Below are 20,056 nucleotides of genomic sequence, written 5' to 3'. Positions count from 1 at the left end.
ACACCATGCAGACTCTCGAACTCGACCCGACATTGACGCAGACCCTCGACAACGCACGCCAGGCCGGCCTGACCCTGGTCATCGGCAACAAGAATTACTCTTCGTGGTCGATGCGCCCCTGGGTGGCGCTCGTCGCCGCCGGCATCCCGTTCACGGAAGTGCGCGTCCTGCTCGACCAGCCGGACACGGCCACCAACATCGCGCAGTATTCGGCTTCCGGCCGCGTGCCCGTGCTGCTGGCCGGCGAGATGACCATCTGGGACAGTCTCGCCATCTGCGAATACGTAGCAGAGCAATTTCCTGAGAAGCATATGTGGCCGCAGGACGTGGCCGCCCGCGCGCTGGCCCGCTCCGTCGTGGCCGAGATGCATTCCGGCTTCGGCGACCTGCGCACCGCGATGACGATGAACATCAAGGCGCGCCTGCCGGGCCGCGGCCGCACGCCGGGCGCCCAGGCCGACATCGGCCGCATCTGCGAGATCTGGGAAGAGTGCCTGTCCCGCTTCGGCCACCACAACTTCCTGTTCGGCGATTTCTCCATCGCCGACGCGTTCTTCGCGCCCGTCGTCACGCGCTTCCAGACCTATGGCGTGGCGCTGGCGCCCGCGCTGCAGGCCTATTGCACGCGCGTGCTCGCGCACCCGGCCGTCGCGCGCTGGGTCGAGGAAGCGATGGCCGAAACGGAAATCGCCGGCCTGCACGAAGACGAGTTGCCGGACTGATGACGATGCAGGCGTACGTCGTCGGCGGCGCCGTCCGCGATGAGCTGCTGGGGCTGCCCGTGCAGGACCACGACTGGGTCGTCGTCGGGGCCACGCCCGAGGACATGATCGCCAAGGGGTTCCGGCCCGTCGGCAAGGATTTCCCCGTGTTCCTGCACCCGCAGACGCACGAGGAATACGCGCTCGCGCGCACCGAGCGCAAGACGGCGCCGGGCTACCACGGCTTCGTGTTCCACACCGCCCCCGACGTCAAGCTCGAAGACGACCTGATCCGGCGCGACCTGACGATCAATGCGATGGCGCGCGCCGAGGACGGCACCATCGTCGACCCCTACGGCGGCTTGCAGGATCTGCAGGACCGCGTGTTCCGCCACGTGTCGCCCGCGTTCGCCGAAGACCCCGTGCGCATCCTGCGCCTGGCCCGCTTCGCCGCGCGCTTCCCGGCATTCACGGTGGCCGACACGACGCTCGCGCTGATGCGCCAGATGGTCGAGGCGGGCGAGGTGGATGCGCTCGTGCCGGAGCGCGTGTGGCAGGAACTGTCGCGCGGGCTGATGGAGCAAAAGCCGTCGCGCATGCTGGCCGTGCTGCGCGACTGCGGCGCGCTGGCGCGCATCCTGCCCGAGCTCGATGCGCTGTGGGGCGTGCCGCAGCCGCCGCTGCACCATCCCGAAGTCGACACGGGTGTGCACATGATGCTCGTGATCGATTACGCAGCCGAACAGGGCTACGACCTGCCCGTGCGCTTCGCCGCGCTCATGCACGACCTGGGTAAAGGGTCAACGTCGCCCGAACACTGGCCCAAGCACCATGGCCACGAAGGCATGGGGCCGCGCCTGATCACGGAACTGAGCAAGCGCCTGCGCGTGCCGACGGACTGCCGCGACCTGGCCGTGATGACGGCGCGCGAGCACGGCAACGTGAGCCGCGCGCTCGACCTGCGGCCGAACACGATCGTGACCCTGTTCGAACGCTGCGACGCGTTCCGCAAGCCGGACCGCTTCGCGCAGATGCTGCTGGCGTCCGAATGCGATGCGCGCGGGCGCGGCGACGAACGACATGAGATGCGCAGCCGCGCCTATCCGCAGGCGCCCTGGCTGCTGCGCGCGCTGGACGCGGCGCGCGGCGTGAACGCGGGCGAGGTGGCGGCGCGCTACGCCGAGAACCGCGAAAAAATCCCCGAAGCCGTGCACGCCGCGCGGGTGAGCGCCGTGAAGGCGGCGCTGGGCGACGTGCGCGACTGAACCTAGGCCGCCGCGGTGTCGGCCCCGAACCTGCACCACGTGTCGCGGCCCGCTTCCTTGGCGCAGTACAGCGCCGTATCGGCGTTCTTGTACAGGGCGTCCGTGTCCACACCGTCCCGCCAGGCCACGGCGGCGCCGACGCTGGCGCTGACGCGCATGTCGTGGGCGCCGAACGCGATCGGAGCGCGCATCGAATCGACGATGCGCTGGGCCACGTCGCCCACGATGGCGTCGCTGGCCGGCGTCAGCAGGACGGCGAATTCGTCGCCGCCCAGCCGCGCCACGCAGTCGGTCTGGCGCACGGCCGCACGCAGGCGCTCCGCCGCCGCGACCAGCAGCGCGTCGCCCGCATCGTGGCCGAGCGTATCGTTGATGTGCTTGAAGCGGTCCAGGTCGATCAGGAGCAGCGCGAACGGGTCGCCGCCGCGCCGGCCGAGGGCGGCCAGGCGCTGCAGTTCGTCGTTGAAGCGGCGCCGGTTGGGCAGGTCCGTCAACGCGTCGTTGTAGGCCATGGTTTCCAGTTTCAGCTGGGTGGCGCGCAGCTCGGCGGTGCGGCTGGCGACCACGGCCTCCAGCTCGCGCTGGCGCCGGCGCAGCAGCGACGTGCGGGCCTGCATCAGGGCGGCAAGGATGCCCAGCACGGCGATCGCACCCATTGCCCGCACCCAGGCCAGCTGGTGCCAGGCGGGGAGGACGCGGACCGGCAGCTCCAGGTTGACGGTATCGTCGCTGTTACCGGAGGCACGCACGCGCAGGCGGTAGTTCCCTGGCGGCAGGTTGTTGTAGCTGGCACGGCGCACGGTCGTGTCGGCTTCGATCCATCCGGTGTCGAAGCCTTCGAGCTGGTAGGCGTAGTGGCGGTGCTCGGCCGGCATGTAATCCAGGGTCGCGAACTCGACCGCGAAACCGCGTTCGCGATCGGCGGGCGTGACGGTCAGCGCGGCGGGCTCGCGGCCCGATGCAACCGGCGCAAGCGCACGGATCGCACGCCCGCCGAGCATCAGTTGCGTGATGGCGAGCGGGGGCAGGGGACGGCGGGTGTCCAGCCGGTCGGGGAATACGACGGAGAGGCCGGTGAAACCGCCGAACAGCACCTCGCCGTCCGCCCCCAGCGCGCCCGAGCTGGTCCAGTAACTCGGCACGTGGGCGCCGTCGGCCTCACCCAGCCGGCGGACCTGCAGGGTGTCGGGGTGCACGCCGGCCAGGCCGAGGTCGGTGCTCAGCCAGATCTGCCCGCTGCGGTCCTGTACCAGCATGTTGACGCTGTTGTCGGGCAGGCCGTCGGCCGTCGTCAGGCGCCGGAACCAGCGGCGCCCGCCGGCATCGGTGCGATCGAGGATGGCGACGCCGTTGCCGAACGAGGACACCCACAGGCGGCCCGTGCGGTCGACGAGCAGGGACGAGACGAAGCCGTTCGGCACGCGCGTGCGGTCGGCGTTGTCGGTCGGCAGGCGCTCCACCGTCGTGCCGTCCCGGTCCAGCCGCACGACGCCGCGCCGGGTGCCGATCCACACGCTGCCGTCCGCGAGCGGCAGCAGGGCGGTGACGCGGCGGTCGCCCAGCGCCTCGTCTTCGTGGCGCAACACGGTCGCCGGCCCGGCGGAGGACGGCCGCACCGCCCATGCCCCGTCGAGCCCGCCCAGCCACAGGAGACCGTCGCGCCATGCCAGGGCCCAGACGGACGCGTCGGGACGGCGGCCCGCAATCTCGACGTGCCGTACGGTACGCCCGGTGCCGTCGCTGCGATACAGGCCTTGCTGGGTGCCGATGTAGACGCTGCCGTCCGGCGCATTCGCCATGGCGAGCACCCGGCCCTTGGGCAGGGCATCGGCGTCCGCCCTGATCTCGGCCAGCGCGCCGGTGTGCGGCTCGACGATGCTCACGCCACCGCCGGGAACGCTCAGCCATACCTTGCCGTCCGGGCGGGGCAGCAGATGATAAATGTTGAGGCCGGTAATGCTGCCGATCGTCCGCACCGTCACGATGCCGCGCGGGAGGGGATCGTGCTGGCTCAGGGTGCCGCCGGTGGCAACGAAGATCTGGCCGCCGCGCTCGCGCAGCATGGCGAGGATCTCGTCGCTGCGCAGGCTGTCCGGCACATCGCCGCGGTAGCGCAGGCGCCGCGTCGTGCCCTGGCGTACGTCGACCTCGACGATGCCGCCGCTCTCCGTGCCGAGCCAGACGACGTCGTCATCCTTTTGCACGATCGTGAACACGCGCTCGCCCTGCAAGGCGGGCTGCGGACCCGTTTCCACGATGGGACGGGGCGCCGCGCCCCGCGTGGCGATGACGAAGGCGCCATGGGTGCGGGTGCCGATCCATACGCGCCCCGCGCTGTCCTGGTACAAGGCGTTGATCGACGGTTCGTTCGGCGCCGGCAGCCCCAGGTGCACGACCTCCAGCCGGTCGTGGTCGCCGGACCGGTAGAACAGGCCCTCGCGGGTGCCGATCCAGAGACCGCCCTGGCGGTCGCGCAACAGCACGTCCACCCCATCCGGTGCGAGCACGGATGCGGCCAGCTGCGGGGCGCCGCTGGCGGCGGCATGCACCTTGCCGGCGGCGTCGACGCGTCCCAGTCCCGCGCCGGTGCCGACCCAGATGCCGCCGGCGCCGTCGTCGACGATGCTGGAGACGCGTGCATGGCCCAGGCCGCCCGGGCCGGCCGGGATGACGGTGAAGCGATCGCGCGCCGCGTCGTAGCGCGCCAGGCCGCCCGCGCTCGTACCGATCCACAGGCGGCCGCCCGCGTCCACGTGCACGCTCTGGATATAGCCGTCCGGCAGGCTACCTTCCCGCGCCGGATCGGCCACATAGCGCCGCACCCGGAAACCGTCCCAGCGAACCAGGCCGGTCTGCGTACCCAGCCACAGGAAACCGTCGCGATCCTGGGCGAGAGACGTGCCGAAACGCAGCGCTTCTTCGGTGTGATGCCGGAACGAGACATGAGAAAATGGTTGCCAGGCTGCGGATGCATCTGCGTTGGCTGCGGTGGACGGAAACGCGAGCAGCGCGCTCATCCAGAAGATCAGGCAGGGCAGGGCCTGGCGAAAAAATGGCATGCGACACTCTCGATTTCTCTTTAGAATCAAGTATATGCCGCTTTACCCTTGGTATCCCGTTCGCAGCGATAAGTGATCAAATTCTGTTGTATCGACGCAAGAATAGAGCGCCCATGCAGGACCATCCACTCCGCCGCTGGCTGAACCACCTGATCAAGAAGAAGGGTCAGGCCGTGCTGGTCAAGGCATTGGCCAGGCGCGACCGGCGGCGGATCCTGCGCCACTTCCTGGCCCTCGACCGCGACGACCGCCTGCTGCGCTTCGGCAGCGTGTTGCCGGACGAGCTGATCGAAGCGTATGTCGCGAAACTCGATTTTTCGAAGGACATCGTGTTCGGCGTCTACAACGGGCGGTTCCAGCTCGTGGGCGTCGGCCACCTCGCGTTCACGTCGCGCGAGGCGCATCCGGACAGCATCCATTACACGGACAAGGAAAAGGTGGCCGAGTTCGGTGTCTCCGTCTCGGCATCCGCGCGGGGGCAGGGCGTCGGCACGCGGCTGTTCGAACGGGCCGCCATCCACTGCCGCAATTCCGACGTCGACACGTTGTACATGCAGTGCCTGTCGTCGAACCGCACGATGATGCACATTGCGAAGAAGGCCGGCATGGAGATCCGCCGCGAATACGGAGAAGCGGACGCCCACCTGCACCTGCCGCCGCCCAGCCCGGGCAGCGTGCTTGCGGAGGCGCTGGAAGAGCAGTTCGCCAAGATCGATTACACGGTCAAGGCCAATGCGCGCGCTGCCGTCAAATGGTTCCGGCCGAAGCGCTGAACGTTCCTAAGCCGAATCGCGCGGCACCAATCCGCCCGTAAACCGCTTGCGGTACGGCGCCACGTCGGCGCCGTCCAGCTGCGCCTGCAGGCATTCCATCGCCGCGACGCCGATGGCCGCGACGTCCTGCCGGAACGTCGTCAGCGGCGGGTAGAGGTAGGCGGAGATCGGCAGGTCGTCGTGGCCCACGATCGCGAGGTCCTTGCCCGGTTCGAGGCCGAAGCGGCGGCACGCGGACATCGCGCCGATGGCGAGCCTGTCGGTGCCGCAGGCGAGCGCCGTGACGCCGGCGCGCTTCCACGCGCCGCTCGCGAGCCAGTCGAGCACGTGGCGGAACGCGTACGCTTCGAAATCCCACGACGGCTGCGTGCTGGCCGGCACGAGGTACGGCTGCATGCCGGCTTCCGCCATCGCGTCCTGGTAGCCGGCCAGCCGTTCTTCCGGCGACGGATGCGCGACCGGCGGCGCGCCCAGGTAGGCCGGACGGTGGCCGCGGCCCAGCAGGTAGCGGGTCAGCATCGCCATGCTCTGGCGGTTGTCGTTCATGACGTAGTTGCAGTCTTCGTGGACATAGCTGTCCATGTAGACGATGCGCATTTCCTGCTCCAGCCGCAGCAGCAGGTCGAGGTTCGCCGTCGACGCGACCGCGGTCAGGATCACGCCCGCCACCTTCATCGACCGCATCGTCATCAGCGCCGCCGCTTCCTCGGCCGGGTCGTTGTACGAGCACTGGATGATCACGTCCATGCCCAGCGCCTTGGCCTTCGCCTCGATCGCGCGCAGCGCCTCGGCGAAGAACGGTTCGTTCACCACCGGCAGGATGACGCCGACCATGCGCGAGCGCCCGCGCACGAGGCTCACGGCGTGCGGGTCGGGCACGTATTCGAGGTCGCGGCAGGCCTGCTCGATGCGGGCCCGCGTATCGGCCTTCAATCCCTCGCGGTCGTTGAAATACTTCGACACCGTGGCGCGCGACACGCCGGCCCGCGCGGCGACGTCGTGCATGGTCACCGGGCCACGAGAGGCTGGGCCACGGGGATTTTGCGCTGTTTTCATCAGTTTGTTGACTCGTGTAAAGTAAGCGCCCGCCGACAGGCGCGTCACCATCATAGCAAAAATACTTGCGTGCAATAAGAGCGCGGATTCCCCTAGCACACGCGCCATTCGCCCGCCGTGGATCACGTGTTGTTGTGGTCACTCAACCATTAAAAATTTTGTAAAAAAATCTGTTGACGACAAAAAGTCGACACGTGTAAAGTTCTTTCGTCAGGCAGTATCCCATACCTAAAACAGCTCGGAGACACCGTCATGAAAAGATCCGCCGTGTTCGCGTGCATCGCGGCATTCGCCTTCTCCCTGGCCGGCGTGGCGCACGCCGCGCGCCCGCTGAAGTCCGTCGGCGTCGCCGTCAGCGACCTGGCCAATCCATACTTTGTCGCCATCGGCAAGGGCGCGCTTGACGCCGCGAAAAAGGTCGGCGGCGACAAGGTCAAGGTCACCACCGTCTCCAGCAAGTACGACCTCAACACCCAGGTCGGCCAGATCGAAAACTTCATCGCCAACAAGGTCGACATCCTCATCGTCAACGCGTCCGATCCGAAAGGCATCGCGCCCGTGCTGCAAAAGGCGCGCAATGCCGGCATCGTGGTGGTGGCCGTCGACGTCGGCGCGGACAATGCGGATGCGACGGTCATGTCCGACAACACGATGGCGGGTACCGAGTCCTGCAAGCGCATCGCCCTTCGCCTGCACGGCAAGGGCAATGTCGTCATCGTCAACGGGCCACCCGTCACCGCCGTGATCGCGCGCGTGGCCGGCTGCAAGCAGGCCTTTGCCGGCACCGGCATCCGCATCGTGTCCGACAACCAGGATGCGAAGGGCAGCCTCGATGGCGGCATGGAAGTGATGACGAACCTCCTGATCGCGCACCGCCGCATCGATGCCGTCTTCGCCATCAACGACCCGTCCGCGATCGGTGCCGAACTCGCGGTCAAGCAGGCGGGCCGCCCGGACGTGCAGATGGTCGCGTCGGTCGACGGCGCGCCGGATGCGGAAGCGGCGCTCAGGTCGAAGAACAGCATCTTCGCCGTCACCACCGCGCAAGACCCCTACAAGATGGCCACGCTGGCCGTCGACATCGGCTACGGGATCATGAACGGCAAGCGTCCCGCGAACCCGGTCGTGCTGATTCCCACCCCCGCAATCACCAAGCAGAACGTACTGGCCTACAAGGGCTGGGCCAGTCATTAAAAGACACCTCTCATTGGAGGAGACATGGCAACAATTAATCCACCGCCCGTGCTGGAGGTCGCCGGCATCCGCAAGCGGTTCGGCGCCGTCACGGTGCTCGACGGCGTCCAGCTGACCATCCGCCCCGGCGAGATCCACGCGCTGATGGGAGAAAACGGTGCCGGCAAGAGCACGCTCATGAAAATCCTCGCCGGCGTGTACCAGCCGGACGCCGGCGAGATCCGCGTGGCCGGCAAGCCAGTCCGCATCGGGTGTCCCGCCGATGCGCGTGCGTGCGGCATCAACCTGATCTACCAGGAGCTGTCGGTCGCGGCCAATCTCACGGTCGCGCAGAACATCTTCATGGGCGCGGAACCGCGCGGACGCTTCGGCGTCGTCGACACGGCGCAGATGAACCGGTGCGCGGCCGAGGTATTGAAAAGTCTCGGCGCCACGTTCGCGCCGAACCGTCTCGCGAGCGGCCTGTCGATCGCCGACCAGCAGCAGGTCGAAATCGCCCGCGCCCTCGTGCACGACAGCCGCGTGCTGATCATGGACGAGCCGACGGCCGCGCTGTCCGAGCGCGAGACGGAGCGCCTGTTCGACGTGATGCGCGCCCTGCGCGAACGGGGCATCGCGATCATCTACATCAGCCATCGCATGGCGGAAGTGCGCATGCTGGCCGACCGCGTGACCGTGCTACGCGACGGCACGTGGATCGGCGAACTGACGCGCGACGAAGCGACGCCGGACACGGTCGTGCGCATGATGGTCGGCCGTGAACTCAACGGCTTCTACGAGCGCGCGCAGCGGCGCGCGCCGGGCCCCGTGCGCCTGAAGCTCACCGACGTGCACGGTGCGAAGGTGCATCCCGTGTCGCTGGAGGTGCGCGCCGGCGAGATCGTCGGCCTCGCGGGCCTCGTCGGCGCCGGCCGCACGGAACTGGCGCGGCTCGTGTTCGGCGCGGACCCTCTGTCCGGCGGCACGCTCGAAGTCGATGGCCGCGCAGTGGCGATCCGCACGCCGGGCGATGCGATCCGCCTCGGCATCGCCTACGTGCCGGAAGACCGCAAGGGGCAGGGCCTGTTCCTGCAACAGTCGCTGCTGGCGAACGTGACGATGAACGTGCTCGGCAAGCATGCCCGCTGCGGGGTACTCCGGCGCGGGGAACTGCTGGACGTCACGCGCGGCGCGATTGCCAGACTGTCGGCGCGCGGCGCGGGGCCGGACGGCATCATCGGCGGCCTCTCGGGCGGCAACCAGCAAAAGCTGCTGCTCGCGCGCTGGCTGGAGATCAAGCCGCGCGTGCTGATCCTCGACGAGCCGACGCGCGGCGTCGACATCGGCGCCAAGCACGAGATCTACCGGATCATCCACGAGCTGGCGGATGCGGGCGTGGCCGTGCTGTGCATCTCGAGCGAGCTGGCGGAAATCATCGGCGTGTGCGACCGCGTGCTCGTCATGCGCGAAGGCTGGCTGTCCGGCGAGCTGCTTGGCGAACGCATCACCCAGGAAAACATCATGGCACTGGCCACCCAGGCCCAGGCCGCATAGGAGACGACATCATGCAGACCCTCAAATCATCCCTTCCCACGGCGCCGCGTGCAAGCGCGCACGGCGGCATTGGCCAGGCCTTTTCCCGCATGTTCGCGACGATGGGCATGCTGCCCGTGCTCGTCGCGCTGTACATCGTGTTCTACTTCCTGACCGGCTACTTCGCCGAAGACGGCGTGTCGAATTTCGCGACGACGGCCAACACGATGAACGTGCTGCGCCAGAGTTCCATCAACGTCGTGCTGGCGACGGGCATGACGTTCGTGATCCTCACGGGCGGCATCGACCTGTCCGTCGGCTCCGTGCTGGCGGTGTCCGCGGTGCTGGGCATGATCGCGTCGCTGCCGGGCCACGCGCCCGCGCTGTCGCTGCCGATCTTCCTGCTCGCGGGCCTCGGCATGGGCCTGCTGAACGGCACGCTCGTCGCCGTCTTCAAGATCAACCCGTTCGTCGTCACGCTTGGCACGATGACGGCGCTGCGCGGCACGGCGTACCTGCTCGCGGACGGCACCACGATCCTGAACCGCGAGATCCCGACCTTCGAATGGATCGGCAACGATTCGTTCGCCGGCCTGCCGTGGCTCGTGTGGGTCGCCGCCGCGCTCGTGCTGGTGGCCTGGTTCATCCTGCGCCGCACGGTGCTGGGCATGCATGTGTACGCGGTCGGCGGCAATCCGCAGGCGGCGCGGCTCACGGGCATCAAGGTCGGCCTGGTCCTCGTCTTCGTCTATGCGTTCTCCGGCCTGTGCGCCGGCACCGCGGGCGCGATGTCGGCCAGCCGCCTGTATGGCGCGAACGGCAACTGGGGCTCGGGCTACGAGCTCGATGCGATCGCCGCGGTGGTCCTCGGCGGCACGAGCCTGATGGGCGGCGTGGGCACGATCTGGGGCACCGTCATCGGCGCGCTGATCATCGGCCTGCTCAACAACGGTCTCACGATCCTCGGCCTGTCCTCGTTCTGGCAGTACGTGGCGAAGGGCACGGTCATCGTGCTCGCCGTGATGCTCGATAAATGGCGTTATCAACAACAGGCGAACTGACATGCAAGCACAACGACTCCCCCGCTACGTGGTCTTCGGCGAAGCGCTGACCGACATGATCCGCCAGGACGACGGCACGTGGCGCTCGCTGCCCGGCGGTTCGTGCTGGAACGTTGCGCGCGTCGGCGCAAGGCTCGGGCTGCACACGGGGTATGCCGGCGCCGTCAGCATGGATGCCTTCGGCGACGAGATCGCGGACGCCGGCGCGCAGGCTGGCCTGGACGAACGCTTCCTGCAGCGCGTGGACGCGCCGCCGTTCATCGCGATGGTGACGTCGCGCCATCCGCCCCGTTACGTCTTCCTGGGCGAGAACAGCGCGGACCTGCACTTCCGGCCCGAGCTGCTGCCGGACGGCTGGCTGGAAGCGGCCGACTTCATCCACGTGGGCAGCCTCGCGCTCGCGCGCGGTCCGCTGGCGCGGCGTCTCGTGGAGCAGGCGCTGATGGCGCGCCAGGCCGGCAAGCGCATCGCCTTCGATCCGAACTTCCGCAACGCGATGCGCGACGCGGCGTACCGGCCCACGTTCGAACTCATCGCGGGTCTCGCCAGCCACATCAAGGTGTCGGACGAAGACCTGGAAGGTTTGTTCCCGGGCTTCGAACAGCGCGACGCGCTGGCCGCGCTGCGCGCGCTGGCGCCCGATGCCGAGATCCTGTACACGCGCGGTGCCGATGGCCTGTCGCTGATCCGCGGCGACGAGGTGCTCGATGCGCCCGCGCGCCGCGTGGACGTCGTCGACACCGTCGGCTGCGGCGACGCGTCGATGGCCGGCTGGATCACCGGCCTGCTGCTGCATCCGGAGATGCGCGCGCCGTGCCAGCTCGCGCGCATCGCGGCGGTGGCCGCCACGGCCGCCATGCATGCCGGGCCGTATGCGCCGACGGCGCAAGAAGTCAGCGCACTGCTCGACTAAGCCGTCATCCGATCCTGTTCCGTTGACCTGCCGCGGCATCTGCGCCGCGGCCGGACGGGATCCGCTTTGCCCATAAAAACAATCAGGAGATACCATGCGCATGCCAACCATCGCGCCGGCGCTGCTCGCGCTCGCGTTTTGCATCCCTGCGTCCGCCGTGGACGTCCAGAATTACCTGCGCGCCAACGCGGCCGCGAATTCCGAAGGCGGCGGCCAGACCTGCTTCGGCCTGGCCGGCGCGGGCGCCAAGTACCGCTTGGGGAATGAATGCGGCGTCTACGGTGAGATGCTGCTGGGCCAGCACCTCGTGCGGGGCGACGCCGGCGAGGACGTGAAGGCGTACGCCATGCTCAACCTGGGCAACGCGGCCGCGTCGAGCAATGCAAGGCGGCCGCAGGGCGGCTGGAAGATCGGCCTGCCGCAAGCGTACCTCGCCATCGAACACGTGAGCGGACTCGGTGACGCCGCGCTGTGGATCGGGCGCCGCTACTACAAGCGCGAAGGCGCGAACGTCAACGATTTCCTGTACTGGAATCCGTCCGGCATGGGCGTCGGCATCGAGGACGTGCCGCTGGGACCCATGAAGTTCAGCTACGCCTACCTGCACGACGACCAGCAGACGATGCCGATCATGCGCGTCGGCGACACGGCGAACCGCCACGATGTTCAGCTGCGCGGCGTGCCCGTGAATCCGGGCGGCACGCTGGAACTGGGCCTGGCGCTGATCCGCAGCGATGGCCAGCGTGATCATCACGGCGGTTCGATGATCACGGTGCAGCACCGCCAGCGCGTGCTGGACGGCGCCGGCGACAACCGTCTCGCGGTCCAGTGGGGCACGGGCGCCGGCACGGACAATGGCGCGACGGGCGACATCACGAGCGGCGACGACGTGCACCGGCTGCGCATCGTCGACAGCTGGTACGCGCAAGTCACGCGCCGCTTCGGCGGAGAACTCGTCGCCGTCTGGCAGCGCGATTCGGCTCACACTTCGGCACACGATCCGGCCAAGGCAAAAACGTGGGCCTCCGCCGGCGGCCGCATGTCGTATGCGCTGTCCGACAAGATAAAACTGCTGGCGGATATCGGCCATGACCGCGTGGCGCCGCAGAACGGCGACGTGCGCCGGCTGACCAAGGTCACGGGCGCCGTCGCGCTGATGTCGAAGCCCGGCTATTTCGACCGTCCGGAATTGCGCCTGTTCGTCACGCACGCGCGCTGGAACGAGGCCGCGCGCGCGGCCGCGCGGATGAACGATCCGCTGGCCGCGAACGGCATCCATGGCACGACGCTGTCCGGATTCACCGTCGGCGCCACCTACGAAAACTGCTGGAAGTGATCAGGCGTGCATCCCGGCCAGCAAGGTATCGATGGCGGCCAGCGACGGCGGCGTGGCGCCGGCCGCGAGGCAGGCCGCGGCGCCCGCCGCCACGGCGAAGCGCAGGTGGGCGAGGCCATCGCGTTCGGGCGCATGCAGCATGCTCCACGCCAGCGCGGCGATGCTGGCGTCGCCCGCGCCGACCGTGTCCACGGGCGTGATGCGCGGCGCCGCCATCTCCCACGATCCTGCCGGCGTATGCAGCGAGGCGCCGGCCGCCCCCTTCGTGTACAGATAGGTGGCGTCCGGGTTCCAGCCGCGCAGCGTCGCGAAGGCGGCATCGGCGTCGTCCGTCCGGAGGAGGCCCACGAGATCCTCTTCCGAGACCTTCACGACGTCGGCCAGGGCCGTCATGCGCCGGAGTGTCGGGTCGTAGTTCTCGTCCATCAGCGCGCGGAAGTTCGGGTCGTAGCTGATGCGCACGCCCCGCGCCTTCAACGTTTCGGCCAGCGCGACGAGCTTGCCGGCCAGCGGCTGGCGCGCCAGGCTGATGCCGCCGAAGTGCGCCCAGCGGCAGGCGCCCATCCAGTCTTGCGGCAGCTGCGCGGCGTCGAAATGCAGGTCCGCGCTGTCGTCGCCGACGAAGAAATAGCTGGGCGGGTCGAGGCGGTGCACGATCGCGAGCAGCGGCGATTTGTCCAGGCGCTGCAGGAAGCGCTCGTCCAGGCCTGCATCGAGGGTGGCGCGCCACAGCTGGTCGCCGAACACGTCGCGGCTGACGGCGCCGGCGAAGGCGCTGGGCGCGCCCAGCTTGGCCATCGCGCGCGCCACGTTCCACGTCGAGCCGCCCGTCACGCTGTGCCAGCGCGTGGCGCCGGCGTCGTCGACAATCATGTCGGTCAGGGCTTCCCCTGCCGCGACGAATACGGGAAAGTCCGCCATGTCAGTCCTTCACGAGAACGGTCAATACTTCATAGCAGGCGCCCATCGTGTGGTAGTCGACCTTGCCGGCCGGGCTCTTCTCGTCCGTGAGCTTTTCGTTCGCCGGGCCGAGGATGCGGTACCAGCCGCCGTGTTCGTGATCGACGAAATGTTCCCAGCTGTAGGCCCAGATGCGGTCGTACCAGTCCCAGTACGCTTTATCTCCCGTGCGCGCGCCCAGCAGCGCGGCGGCGGCGAGGCTCTCGGCCTGCACCCAGAAGTACTTGTCGGCGTCGCAGATTTCGTTTTCCGGACCGAAGCCGTAATGGATGCCGCCGTGCTTCGCGTCCCATGCCTTGGTCAGCGCCGCGTCGAACAGCTGGCGCGCGCGCGGCACGAGCCAGTCGGACGGGCCGGCCATCTGGTCCTTGTGGCGTTCCATGATCAGGAGGAGCTTGGCCCATTCCGTCAGGTGGCCCGGCTGGTAGCCCCACGGGCGGAAGATGTTCGTCTTGTCGTCGCGGTTGTAGTCCGGGTCGACGGACCAGTCGCTGTTGTAGTGTTCCCAGACCAGGTTGCCGTACAGGGCCGCCTGGCGCACGGTGATGTTGTGCGCGAGCGTCTCGGCACGCCACAGGAATTTCGTGTCGCCCGTCGCGTCGAACGCGGCCAGCATCGCTTCGCACGCATGCATGTTGGCATTCTGGCCGCGGTACGGGTACAGCGTCGACCAGTCGCCGCTCGCTTCGTCCGCGTACAGGCCGTGCGCCGGTTCCCAGAAGCGGCGTTCCATCAGGTCGTACGTCTCGTCCAGCCAGGCGCGCGCTTCGTCGACGCCGGCCATGACCGCGTGGGCGTACGCCAGCAGCACGAAGGCCAGGCCGTAGCAGTGGTTCGTGTCGTCCGTGACTTTCTTCTGTCCGTCGTTCCAGTCCAGCGTCCAGGCATAGCCGCCCGTCTCCGGGTTGCGGTGCGCGTCGCGCAGGAAGCGCAGGCCGTGCAGCACGCGTTCGCGGTCGGCCGGCTCCTGGAACTGGCGCCACGCCATCGAAAAATTAAACACGAAGCGGGTGCTGCTCACCAGGTGGCGCGTGCGCGCGTCGTAGATCGCGCCGTCGTCCTTGTAGAAGTGATAGAAGCCGCCGCTCGGGTCGACGCAGCGCGGGTCGTAGAACTGGCGGGTGTGGCGGATGTGCTGCAGCAGCGTCGAGCGGGAATGGAAATCGGGAAGCATGGTGGGTGTAGGTGGATAAAAAGTGACTTACTTACGGATGCGGAAGTCTTCGCACACGGTGCTGGCGCGCACGACGAGTTCCACGGGCGCCACCTGTTCCAGCGGCGGATCCTGCGGACCGCGCAGCAGCAGCTCGACGCCCAGCGCGCCCAGCTCCTTCTTGTTGATGCGCAGCGTCGTCAGCGGACGGTGGCCCAGCACGGCGCCGGGGATGTCGTCGAAGCCGACGATCGAGATATCGTGCGGCACCGTCTTCCCGGCCGCGAGGCAGGCGCGCATCGCGACGAGGGCGGCGGCGTCGTTGTAGCAGAACACGGCGTCGGGCGGGTGGGGCTGGTCGAGCAGCGCCTGCATCGCTTCGTAGGCGCCCGTCTCGAGGTCGACGCCGTCCGGCAGGCACGTCTCCAGGCGCGGGTCGGCCAGCATGCCCGCTTCGTACAAGGCCTGGCGGTAGCCGCGGTTGCGCTCGCGGATGCTGTAGTGGCCGAGCGAGCCGGAGATCATGGCGATGCGTTCGCGTCCCAGCGAAATCAGATGCCGGGTGGCGAGGTAGCCGCCCATGTGGTTGTCCGGGTTGACCGAGCTGTAGCCGCGCAGCTTCATGTCGATGAGGACGAGGGGCTTGCCGCTGGCGCGCAGGGCGTTCAGCAGTTCGGGTTCGAAGAAGCCGGCGCACACGATGGCGTCCGGCGCGTGCATGCGCAGCTGTTCCGTGACGCCGTCGGCCGGGCCGACCGCCATGAACGACAGCACGATGCCCTGCTTGCGGCAGGCTTCCTCGGCCCCGTGCAGCACGGGCGAGTAAAACGGGCTGCTGGCGGCCGTATTGTGTTGTCGATGCAACAGGAACGTGAGGCGGCGGATGCGCTTGCGGCGCAGCTTGCAGAAGTCATACCCCAGTTCGTGGGCTGCCGACAACACCATCTGGCGCGTGCTTTCCGTGAGGCCGGGCTCGTTTTTCAGGGCGCGCGAGATCGTGCCGGCCGAGACGCCGGCGTACTTGGCCAGGTCGCGGATCGTGACCGGTGCGGGGCTGTCGCCCGCCCGGGGGCGTGAGGTGACGGGATTCACGTTGTCTCCGATATCGTTGCTGCGCACGCCTTGGGCGTCGCTCATTTGAATGGAGTCTTGCATATGAAAATTCCCTTGGTCAAACGCGAAGGTGCATTTACAGGGAAGTTTAGTCGGCTTTACTAAACAGCTGTTTGCCCGGTATATTCTCATGTAAGAAACCGATTTCATAAGAGGGGAGGCCGTGTTTAGTGGCACCTGACTAAACTTCGCGGCGAATCGCATACCCCGTTTGACCCCTTTACCCTGCTTCTGCAGAATCTTTTCACAATAAAAGTTGCCGTCCTGTTAGCGGTAACATCTCAAGGAGACTTATCCATGGAACGTGCACCACAGGCTGTCGTCGAGCCTGCTAACCGGGCCCAGCCCAGCTACACCTTTCCGCTGACCGTCGTCACCGCACTGTTTTTCATGTGGGGCCTGCTGACGTCGCTGAACGACATCCTGATCCCGCACCTGAAATCGGTCTACAACCTGACGTACGTACAGGCGATGATGGTGAACCTGGCCTTCTTCAGCGGTTACTTCCTGCTGTCGATCCCGGCCGGCGCCCTGATCCGCCGCATCGGTTACAAAGCCGGCGCCGTCGTCGGCCTGGCCGTGTGCGCCGTCGGTGCCGCGCTGTTCTACCCGGCCGCCACCAGCGTGTACGCGCTGTTCCTGTTCGCCCTGTTCGTGCTGGCCGGCGGCATCACCATCCTGCAGGTGGCCGCCAACCCGTACGTCACCGTACTGGGCCCGCCGGCCACCGCGTCGAGCCGCCTGAACCTGACCCAGGCCCTGAATTCCTTCGGCACCTTCGTCGGCCCCCCGATCGGTGGCTACCTGATCCTGTCGCACATCTCGACGGTCGCCGATCCGAACAACATGACCGCCGCCGAGAAGCTGGCGCAGGCGCAGGCCGTGCAGGGTCCGTACCTGGGCCTGGCCGCCACGCTGGCGATCCTGGCCATCCTGTTCGCCGTGATCCGCCTGCCGATCATCCGTGACGAGGACACCGGCACGGTGCGCACCGGCTCGATCCTCAAGCAGAAGCGCCTGATGCTGGGCGTGCTGGCGATCTTCGTGTACGTCGGCGCCGAGGTGAGCATCGGCAGCTTCCTGATCAACTACATGGGCGACTCGTCCATCGCCGGCTTCTCGCCGGAAGTCGGCGCGAACTATGTCGCCTACTATTGGGGCGGCGCGATGGTCGGCCGCTTCATCGGTTCGGCCGTGATGCGCACCGTCAGCCCGGGCAAGGTCCTCGCGTTCAACGCCGCCGTGTGCATCGCGCTGCTGGTGGCGACCACGTTCGGCCATGGCCACTTCGCGATGTGGGCCGTGCTGGCCGTCGGCCTGTTCAACTCGATCATGTTCCCGACCATCTTCAGCATGTCGGTGCACGAACTGGGCCCGCAGACCAGCCAGGGCTCCGGCCTGCTGGTGATGGCCATCGCCGGCGGCGCCGTGGTGCCCGTCATCCAGGCCCAGGCCGCGGACATGATCGGCCTGCAGACGTCGTTCCTGATCCCGGCCGTCTGCTACGCCTTCATCCTGTACTTCGGCGCGAAATACGCCCGCATGTACGTGGACATCAAGGCCGTCTGACCGCCTGATCCGAATTGCCGCCGCGTGGTTCTCACGGGGCGGCACATTGCATATCCAAAGCGTCGCATACCTATAACGATCCGTACCCTAAGAGAGCCTCGTCCCATGCGTTTGAATCAACTGACCCTCGTTGCCGCCCTGGCTGCCGCCTTCCCCCTGTTCGCCACCGCCGCCGACGCGCCCGCCGCGCCGGCCCAGAAGCCGTGGCTGGACCGTTCCCTCAGCGCCGACAAGCGCGCCGAACTCGCCGTCAAGGCCATGACCCGCGAAGAAAAGCTGCGTTGGGTGTTCGGCTATTTCGGCACGTCGTTCGCCCCGAAGGGCACCACGCCGCCGAAAGACGCGATCCCGTTCTCGGCCGGCTTCGTGCCGGGTAACCCGCGTCTCGGCCTGCCGGACCTGCTGGAAACGGACGCCGGCCTCGGCGTCGCCACCCAGGCCACCCCGACCCCGCGCGAGCGCACGGCGCTGCCGTCGGGCCTCGCCACCGCATCGACGTGGGATACGCAGATGGCCTATGCCGGCGGCGCGATGATCGGCTCGGAAGCGCGCCTTTCCGGCTTCAACGTGATGCTGGCCGGCGGCGTGAACCTGATGCGCGATCCGCGCAACGGCCGCAACTTCGAATACGCCGGTGAAGACCCGCTGCTGGCCGGCACGATGGTCGGCCATGCCGTCAAGGGCATCGAATCGAACCACGTCATCTCGACCGTCAAGCACTATGCGCTGAACGACCAGGAGACGGGCCGCAACGAGCACGACGTCCGCATCGACAAGGCCGCGGCCCGCATGTCGGACCTGCTCGCGATGCAGCTCGCGCTGGAGCAGTCGGACGCCGGTTCCGTCATGTGCTCGTACAACCGCGTGTTCGGCACCTATGCGTGCGAGAACGACTACCTGCTGAACGAAGTGCTGAAGAAGGACTGGGGCTTCAAGGGCTACGTGATGTCCGACTGGGGCGCGACGCACAGCACCGTGCAGGCCGCGAACAATGGCCTGGACCGCCAGTCGGGCCAGGAATTCGACAAGTCGCCGTACTTCGGCGGCGCGCTCGACGAAGCCGTGAAGAACGGCTACGTGTCGGAAGCGCGCCTGGACGACATGGCCACGCGCATCGTGCGCGCCATGTTCGCCAAGGGCGTCGTCGACAATCCGGTCGCGCAGGGCGGCAAGATCGACTTCGCGAAGAACGGCGCCGTCAGCCGCGCGACGGCGGAAGAGGGCATCGTCCTGCTGAAGAACGACAACCGCGTGCTGCCGCTGTCGAAAGACGTGAAGACCATCGCCATCATCGGCGGCCATGCCGACGTGGGCGTGCTGTCGGGCGGCGGTTCGTCGCAGGTGTATCCGGTCGGCGGCAATGCCGTGCCGGGCCTGGAGCCGAAGGTCTGGCCGGGTCCGGTCGTGTACTACCCGTCGTCGCCGCTGCGTCACATCCAGGCGCTGGCGCCGAACGCGAAGGTCGTGTACGACGACGGCACCGATCCGGCACGCGCCGCGCGCGTGGCCGCGCAGGCCGACGTCGCGCTCGTGTTCGCGACGCAGTGGATCGGCGAGGCGAACGACGCGACGTCGCTGGCGCTGCCGGACAACCAGGACACCCTGATCGACAACGTGGCCGGCGCCAACCCGCGCACCGTCGTCGTGCTGGAAACGGGCGGCCCGGTCGCGATGCCGTGGGTGTCGAAGATCCCGGCCGTGCTGGAAGCGTGGTACCCGGGCACGAGCGGCGGCGAAGCGATCGCGCGCGTGCTGTTCGGCGCCGTGAATCCATCCGGCCACCTGCCGGCCACGTTCCCGGTCTCCGAGCAGCAGCTGCCGCGTCCGAAGCTGGACGGCGATCCGAAACAGCCGGAGCAGCGCTTCACCGTCGATTACACGAAGGAAGGCGCGGCCGTCGGCTATAAATGGTTCGACCAGAAGGGCCTGACCCCGCTGTTCCCGTTCGGCCACGGCCTGTCGTACACGACGTTCTCGTACTCGGGTCTCGCGAGCCAGGTCAAGGACGGGCGCCTGCACGTGCGCTTCAAGGTCACGAACACGGGCAACGTCGCCGGCAAGGACGTGCCGCAGGTGTACGTGTCGCCGCTCGCCGCCAAGTGGGAAGCGCCGAAGCGCCTGGCCGGCTGGGACAAGGTCGCGCTGCAGCCGGGTGAATCGAAGGAAGTCGACGTCGTCGTCGAGCCGCGCATCCTCGGCCTGTTCGACGAGAAGAGCAAGACCTGGCGCATCGCCAAGGGCAAGTACAAGCTGGTGCTGGCCGAAGACGCGGCCGGCAAGAACGCGACCAGCGTGACGGTCGACCTGCCGGCGTCCACGCTGGACGTGCGCGGCCGCCAGCGCAAGTAAGCATCACCCCCCTGCCGCCCACCGCCCGGTGGGCGGCGCATG

General features: G+C 67.9%; 15 protein-coding genes. 10 read left to right on the top strand and 5 right to left on the bottom strand.

Going from position 1 to position 20,056, the window contains the following annotated elements; all coding sequences use genetic code 11:
- The first annotated feature begins 5 nt into the window (after positions 1-5).
- Complete coding sequence (locus ACEN9G_RS11335) at positions 6-722, top strand: glutathione S-transferase family protein (RefSeq protein ID WP_413336805.1); 717 nt, start codon at positions 6-8, stop codon at positions 720-722.
- 5 nt (positions 723-727) lie between these two features.
- Positions 728-1,966 (top strand): multifunctional CCA addition/repair protein, encoded by a 1,239-nt coding sequence (locus ACEN9G_RS11330; RefSeq protein WP_413336851.1) that lies wholly within the window; start codon positions 728-730, stop codon positions 1,964-1,966.
- Positions 1,967-1,968: 2 nt separating this feature from the next.
- On the opposite strand, the gene ACEN9G_RS11325 is transcribed toward ACEN9G_RS11330, so the two are convergent.
- On the bottom strand, positions 1,969-5,025 hold the full coding sequence (locus ACEN9G_RS11325) for a two-component regulator propeller domain-containing protein (RefSeq protein WP_413336806.1): 3,057 nt from the start codon (positions 5,023-5,025) through the stop codon (positions 1,969-1,971).
- 113 nt (positions 5,026-5,138) lie between these two features.
- Between ACEN9G_RS11325 and ACEN9G_RS11320 the strand changes: the two genes are divergently transcribed.
- Complete coding sequence (locus tag ACEN9G_RS11320) at positions 5,139-5,798, top strand: GNAT family N-acetyltransferase (protein WP_413336807.1); 660 nt, start codon at positions 5,139-5,141, stop codon at positions 5,796-5,798.
- A 6-nt stretch (positions 5,799-5,804) separates the two neighbouring features.
- Here ACEN9G_RS11320 and ACEN9G_RS11315 read toward each other — a convergent pair whose 3' ends face one another.
- A complete protein-coding gene (locus ACEN9G_RS11315; RefSeq protein WP_413336808.1) occupies positions 5,805-6,803 on the bottom strand; it encodes a LacI family DNA-binding transcriptional regulator in 999 nt (332 codons plus the stop codon).
- 303 nt (positions 6,804-7,106) lie between these two features.
- On the opposite strand from ACEN9G_RS11315, the gene ACEN9G_RS11310 reads away from it, so the two are divergent.
- The 5 genes from ACEN9G_RS11310 to ACEN9G_RS11290 all read left to right on the top strand — a co-directional run bounded on the left by ACEN9G_RS11310 (position 7,107) and on the right by ACEN9G_RS11290 (position 12,870).
- Complete coding sequence (locus ACEN9G_RS11310; protein WP_413336809.1) at positions 7,107-8,048, top strand: substrate-binding domain-containing protein; 942 nt, start codon at positions 7,107-7,109, stop codon at positions 8,046-8,048.
- A 24-nt stretch (positions 8,049-8,072) separates the two neighbouring features.
- Positions 8,073-9,581: a sugar ABC transporter ATP-binding protein gene (locus ACEN9G_RS11305; protein WP_413336810.1), complete on the top strand. Its 1,509-nt coding sequence runs from the start codon at positions 8,073-8,075 to the stop codon at positions 9,579-9,581.
- An 11-nt stretch (positions 9,582-9,592) separates the two neighbouring features.
- The gene (locus ACEN9G_RS11300) at positions 9,593-10,621 is read left to right on the top strand and encodes an ABC transporter permease subunit (protein WP_413336811.1); all 1,029 of its coding nucleotides are present in this window, start codon (positions 9,593-9,595) and stop codon (positions 10,619-10,621) included.
- 1 nt (position 10,622) lies between these two features.
- Entirely contained in the window at positions 10,623-11,534 is a 912-nt protein-coding gene (locus ACEN9G_RS11295; protein WP_413672979.1) for a carbohydrate kinase family protein, read from the top strand.
- A 94-nt stretch (positions 11,535-11,628) separates the two neighbouring features.
- Entirely contained in the window at positions 11,629-12,870 is a 1,242-nt protein-coding gene (locus tag ACEN9G_RS11290) for a maltoporin (protein ID WP_413336813.1), read from the top strand.
- On the opposite strand, the gene ACEN9G_RS11285 is transcribed toward ACEN9G_RS11290, so the two are convergent.
- From ACEN9G_RS11285 to ACEN9G_RS11275, 3 genes are read right to left on the bottom strand one after another with little or no spacing between them, the layout of a single operon-like run.
- Positions 12,871-13,791 (bottom strand): carbohydrate kinase family protein, encoded by a 921-nt coding sequence (locus tag ACEN9G_RS11285; protein ID WP_413380448.1) that lies wholly within the window; start codon positions 13,789-13,791, stop codon positions 12,871-12,873.
- A gap of 1 nt (position 13,792) precedes the next feature.
- A complete protein-coding gene (locus ACEN9G_RS11280) occupies positions 13,793-15,004 on the bottom strand; it encodes an AGE family epimerase/isomerase (RefSeq protein ID WP_413338218.1) in 1,212 nt (403 codons plus the stop codon).
- A 27-nt stretch (positions 15,005-15,031) separates the two neighbouring features.
- On the bottom strand, positions 15,032-16,120 hold the full coding sequence (locus ACEN9G_RS11275) for a LacI family DNA-binding transcriptional regulator (RefSeq protein WP_413672978.1): 1,089 nt from the start codon (positions 16,118-16,120) through the stop codon (positions 15,032-15,034).
- Between the two features lie 273 nt (positions 16,121-16,393).
- Here ACEN9G_RS11275 and ACEN9G_RS11270 point away from each other — a divergent pair, with 273 nt between their 5' ends.
- Positions 16,394-17,665, top strand: a complete 1,272-nt coding sequence (locus ACEN9G_RS11270; protein WP_413338215.1) for a sugar MFS transporter — start codon at positions 16,394-16,396, stop codon at positions 17,663-17,665.
- 105 nt (positions 17,666-17,770) lie between these two features.
- A complete protein-coding gene (locus ACEN9G_RS11265; protein ID WP_413338214.1) occupies positions 17,771-20,014 on the top strand; it encodes a glycoside hydrolase family 3 C-terminal domain-containing protein in 2,244 nt (747 codons plus the stop codon).
- Positions 20,015-20,056: the final 42 nt, after the last annotated feature.

It is taken from the genome of Massilia sp. Masssp94 (genome assembly GCF_059491305.1).
This window is presented reverse-complemented; position numbering and strand designations above follow the sequence as displayed.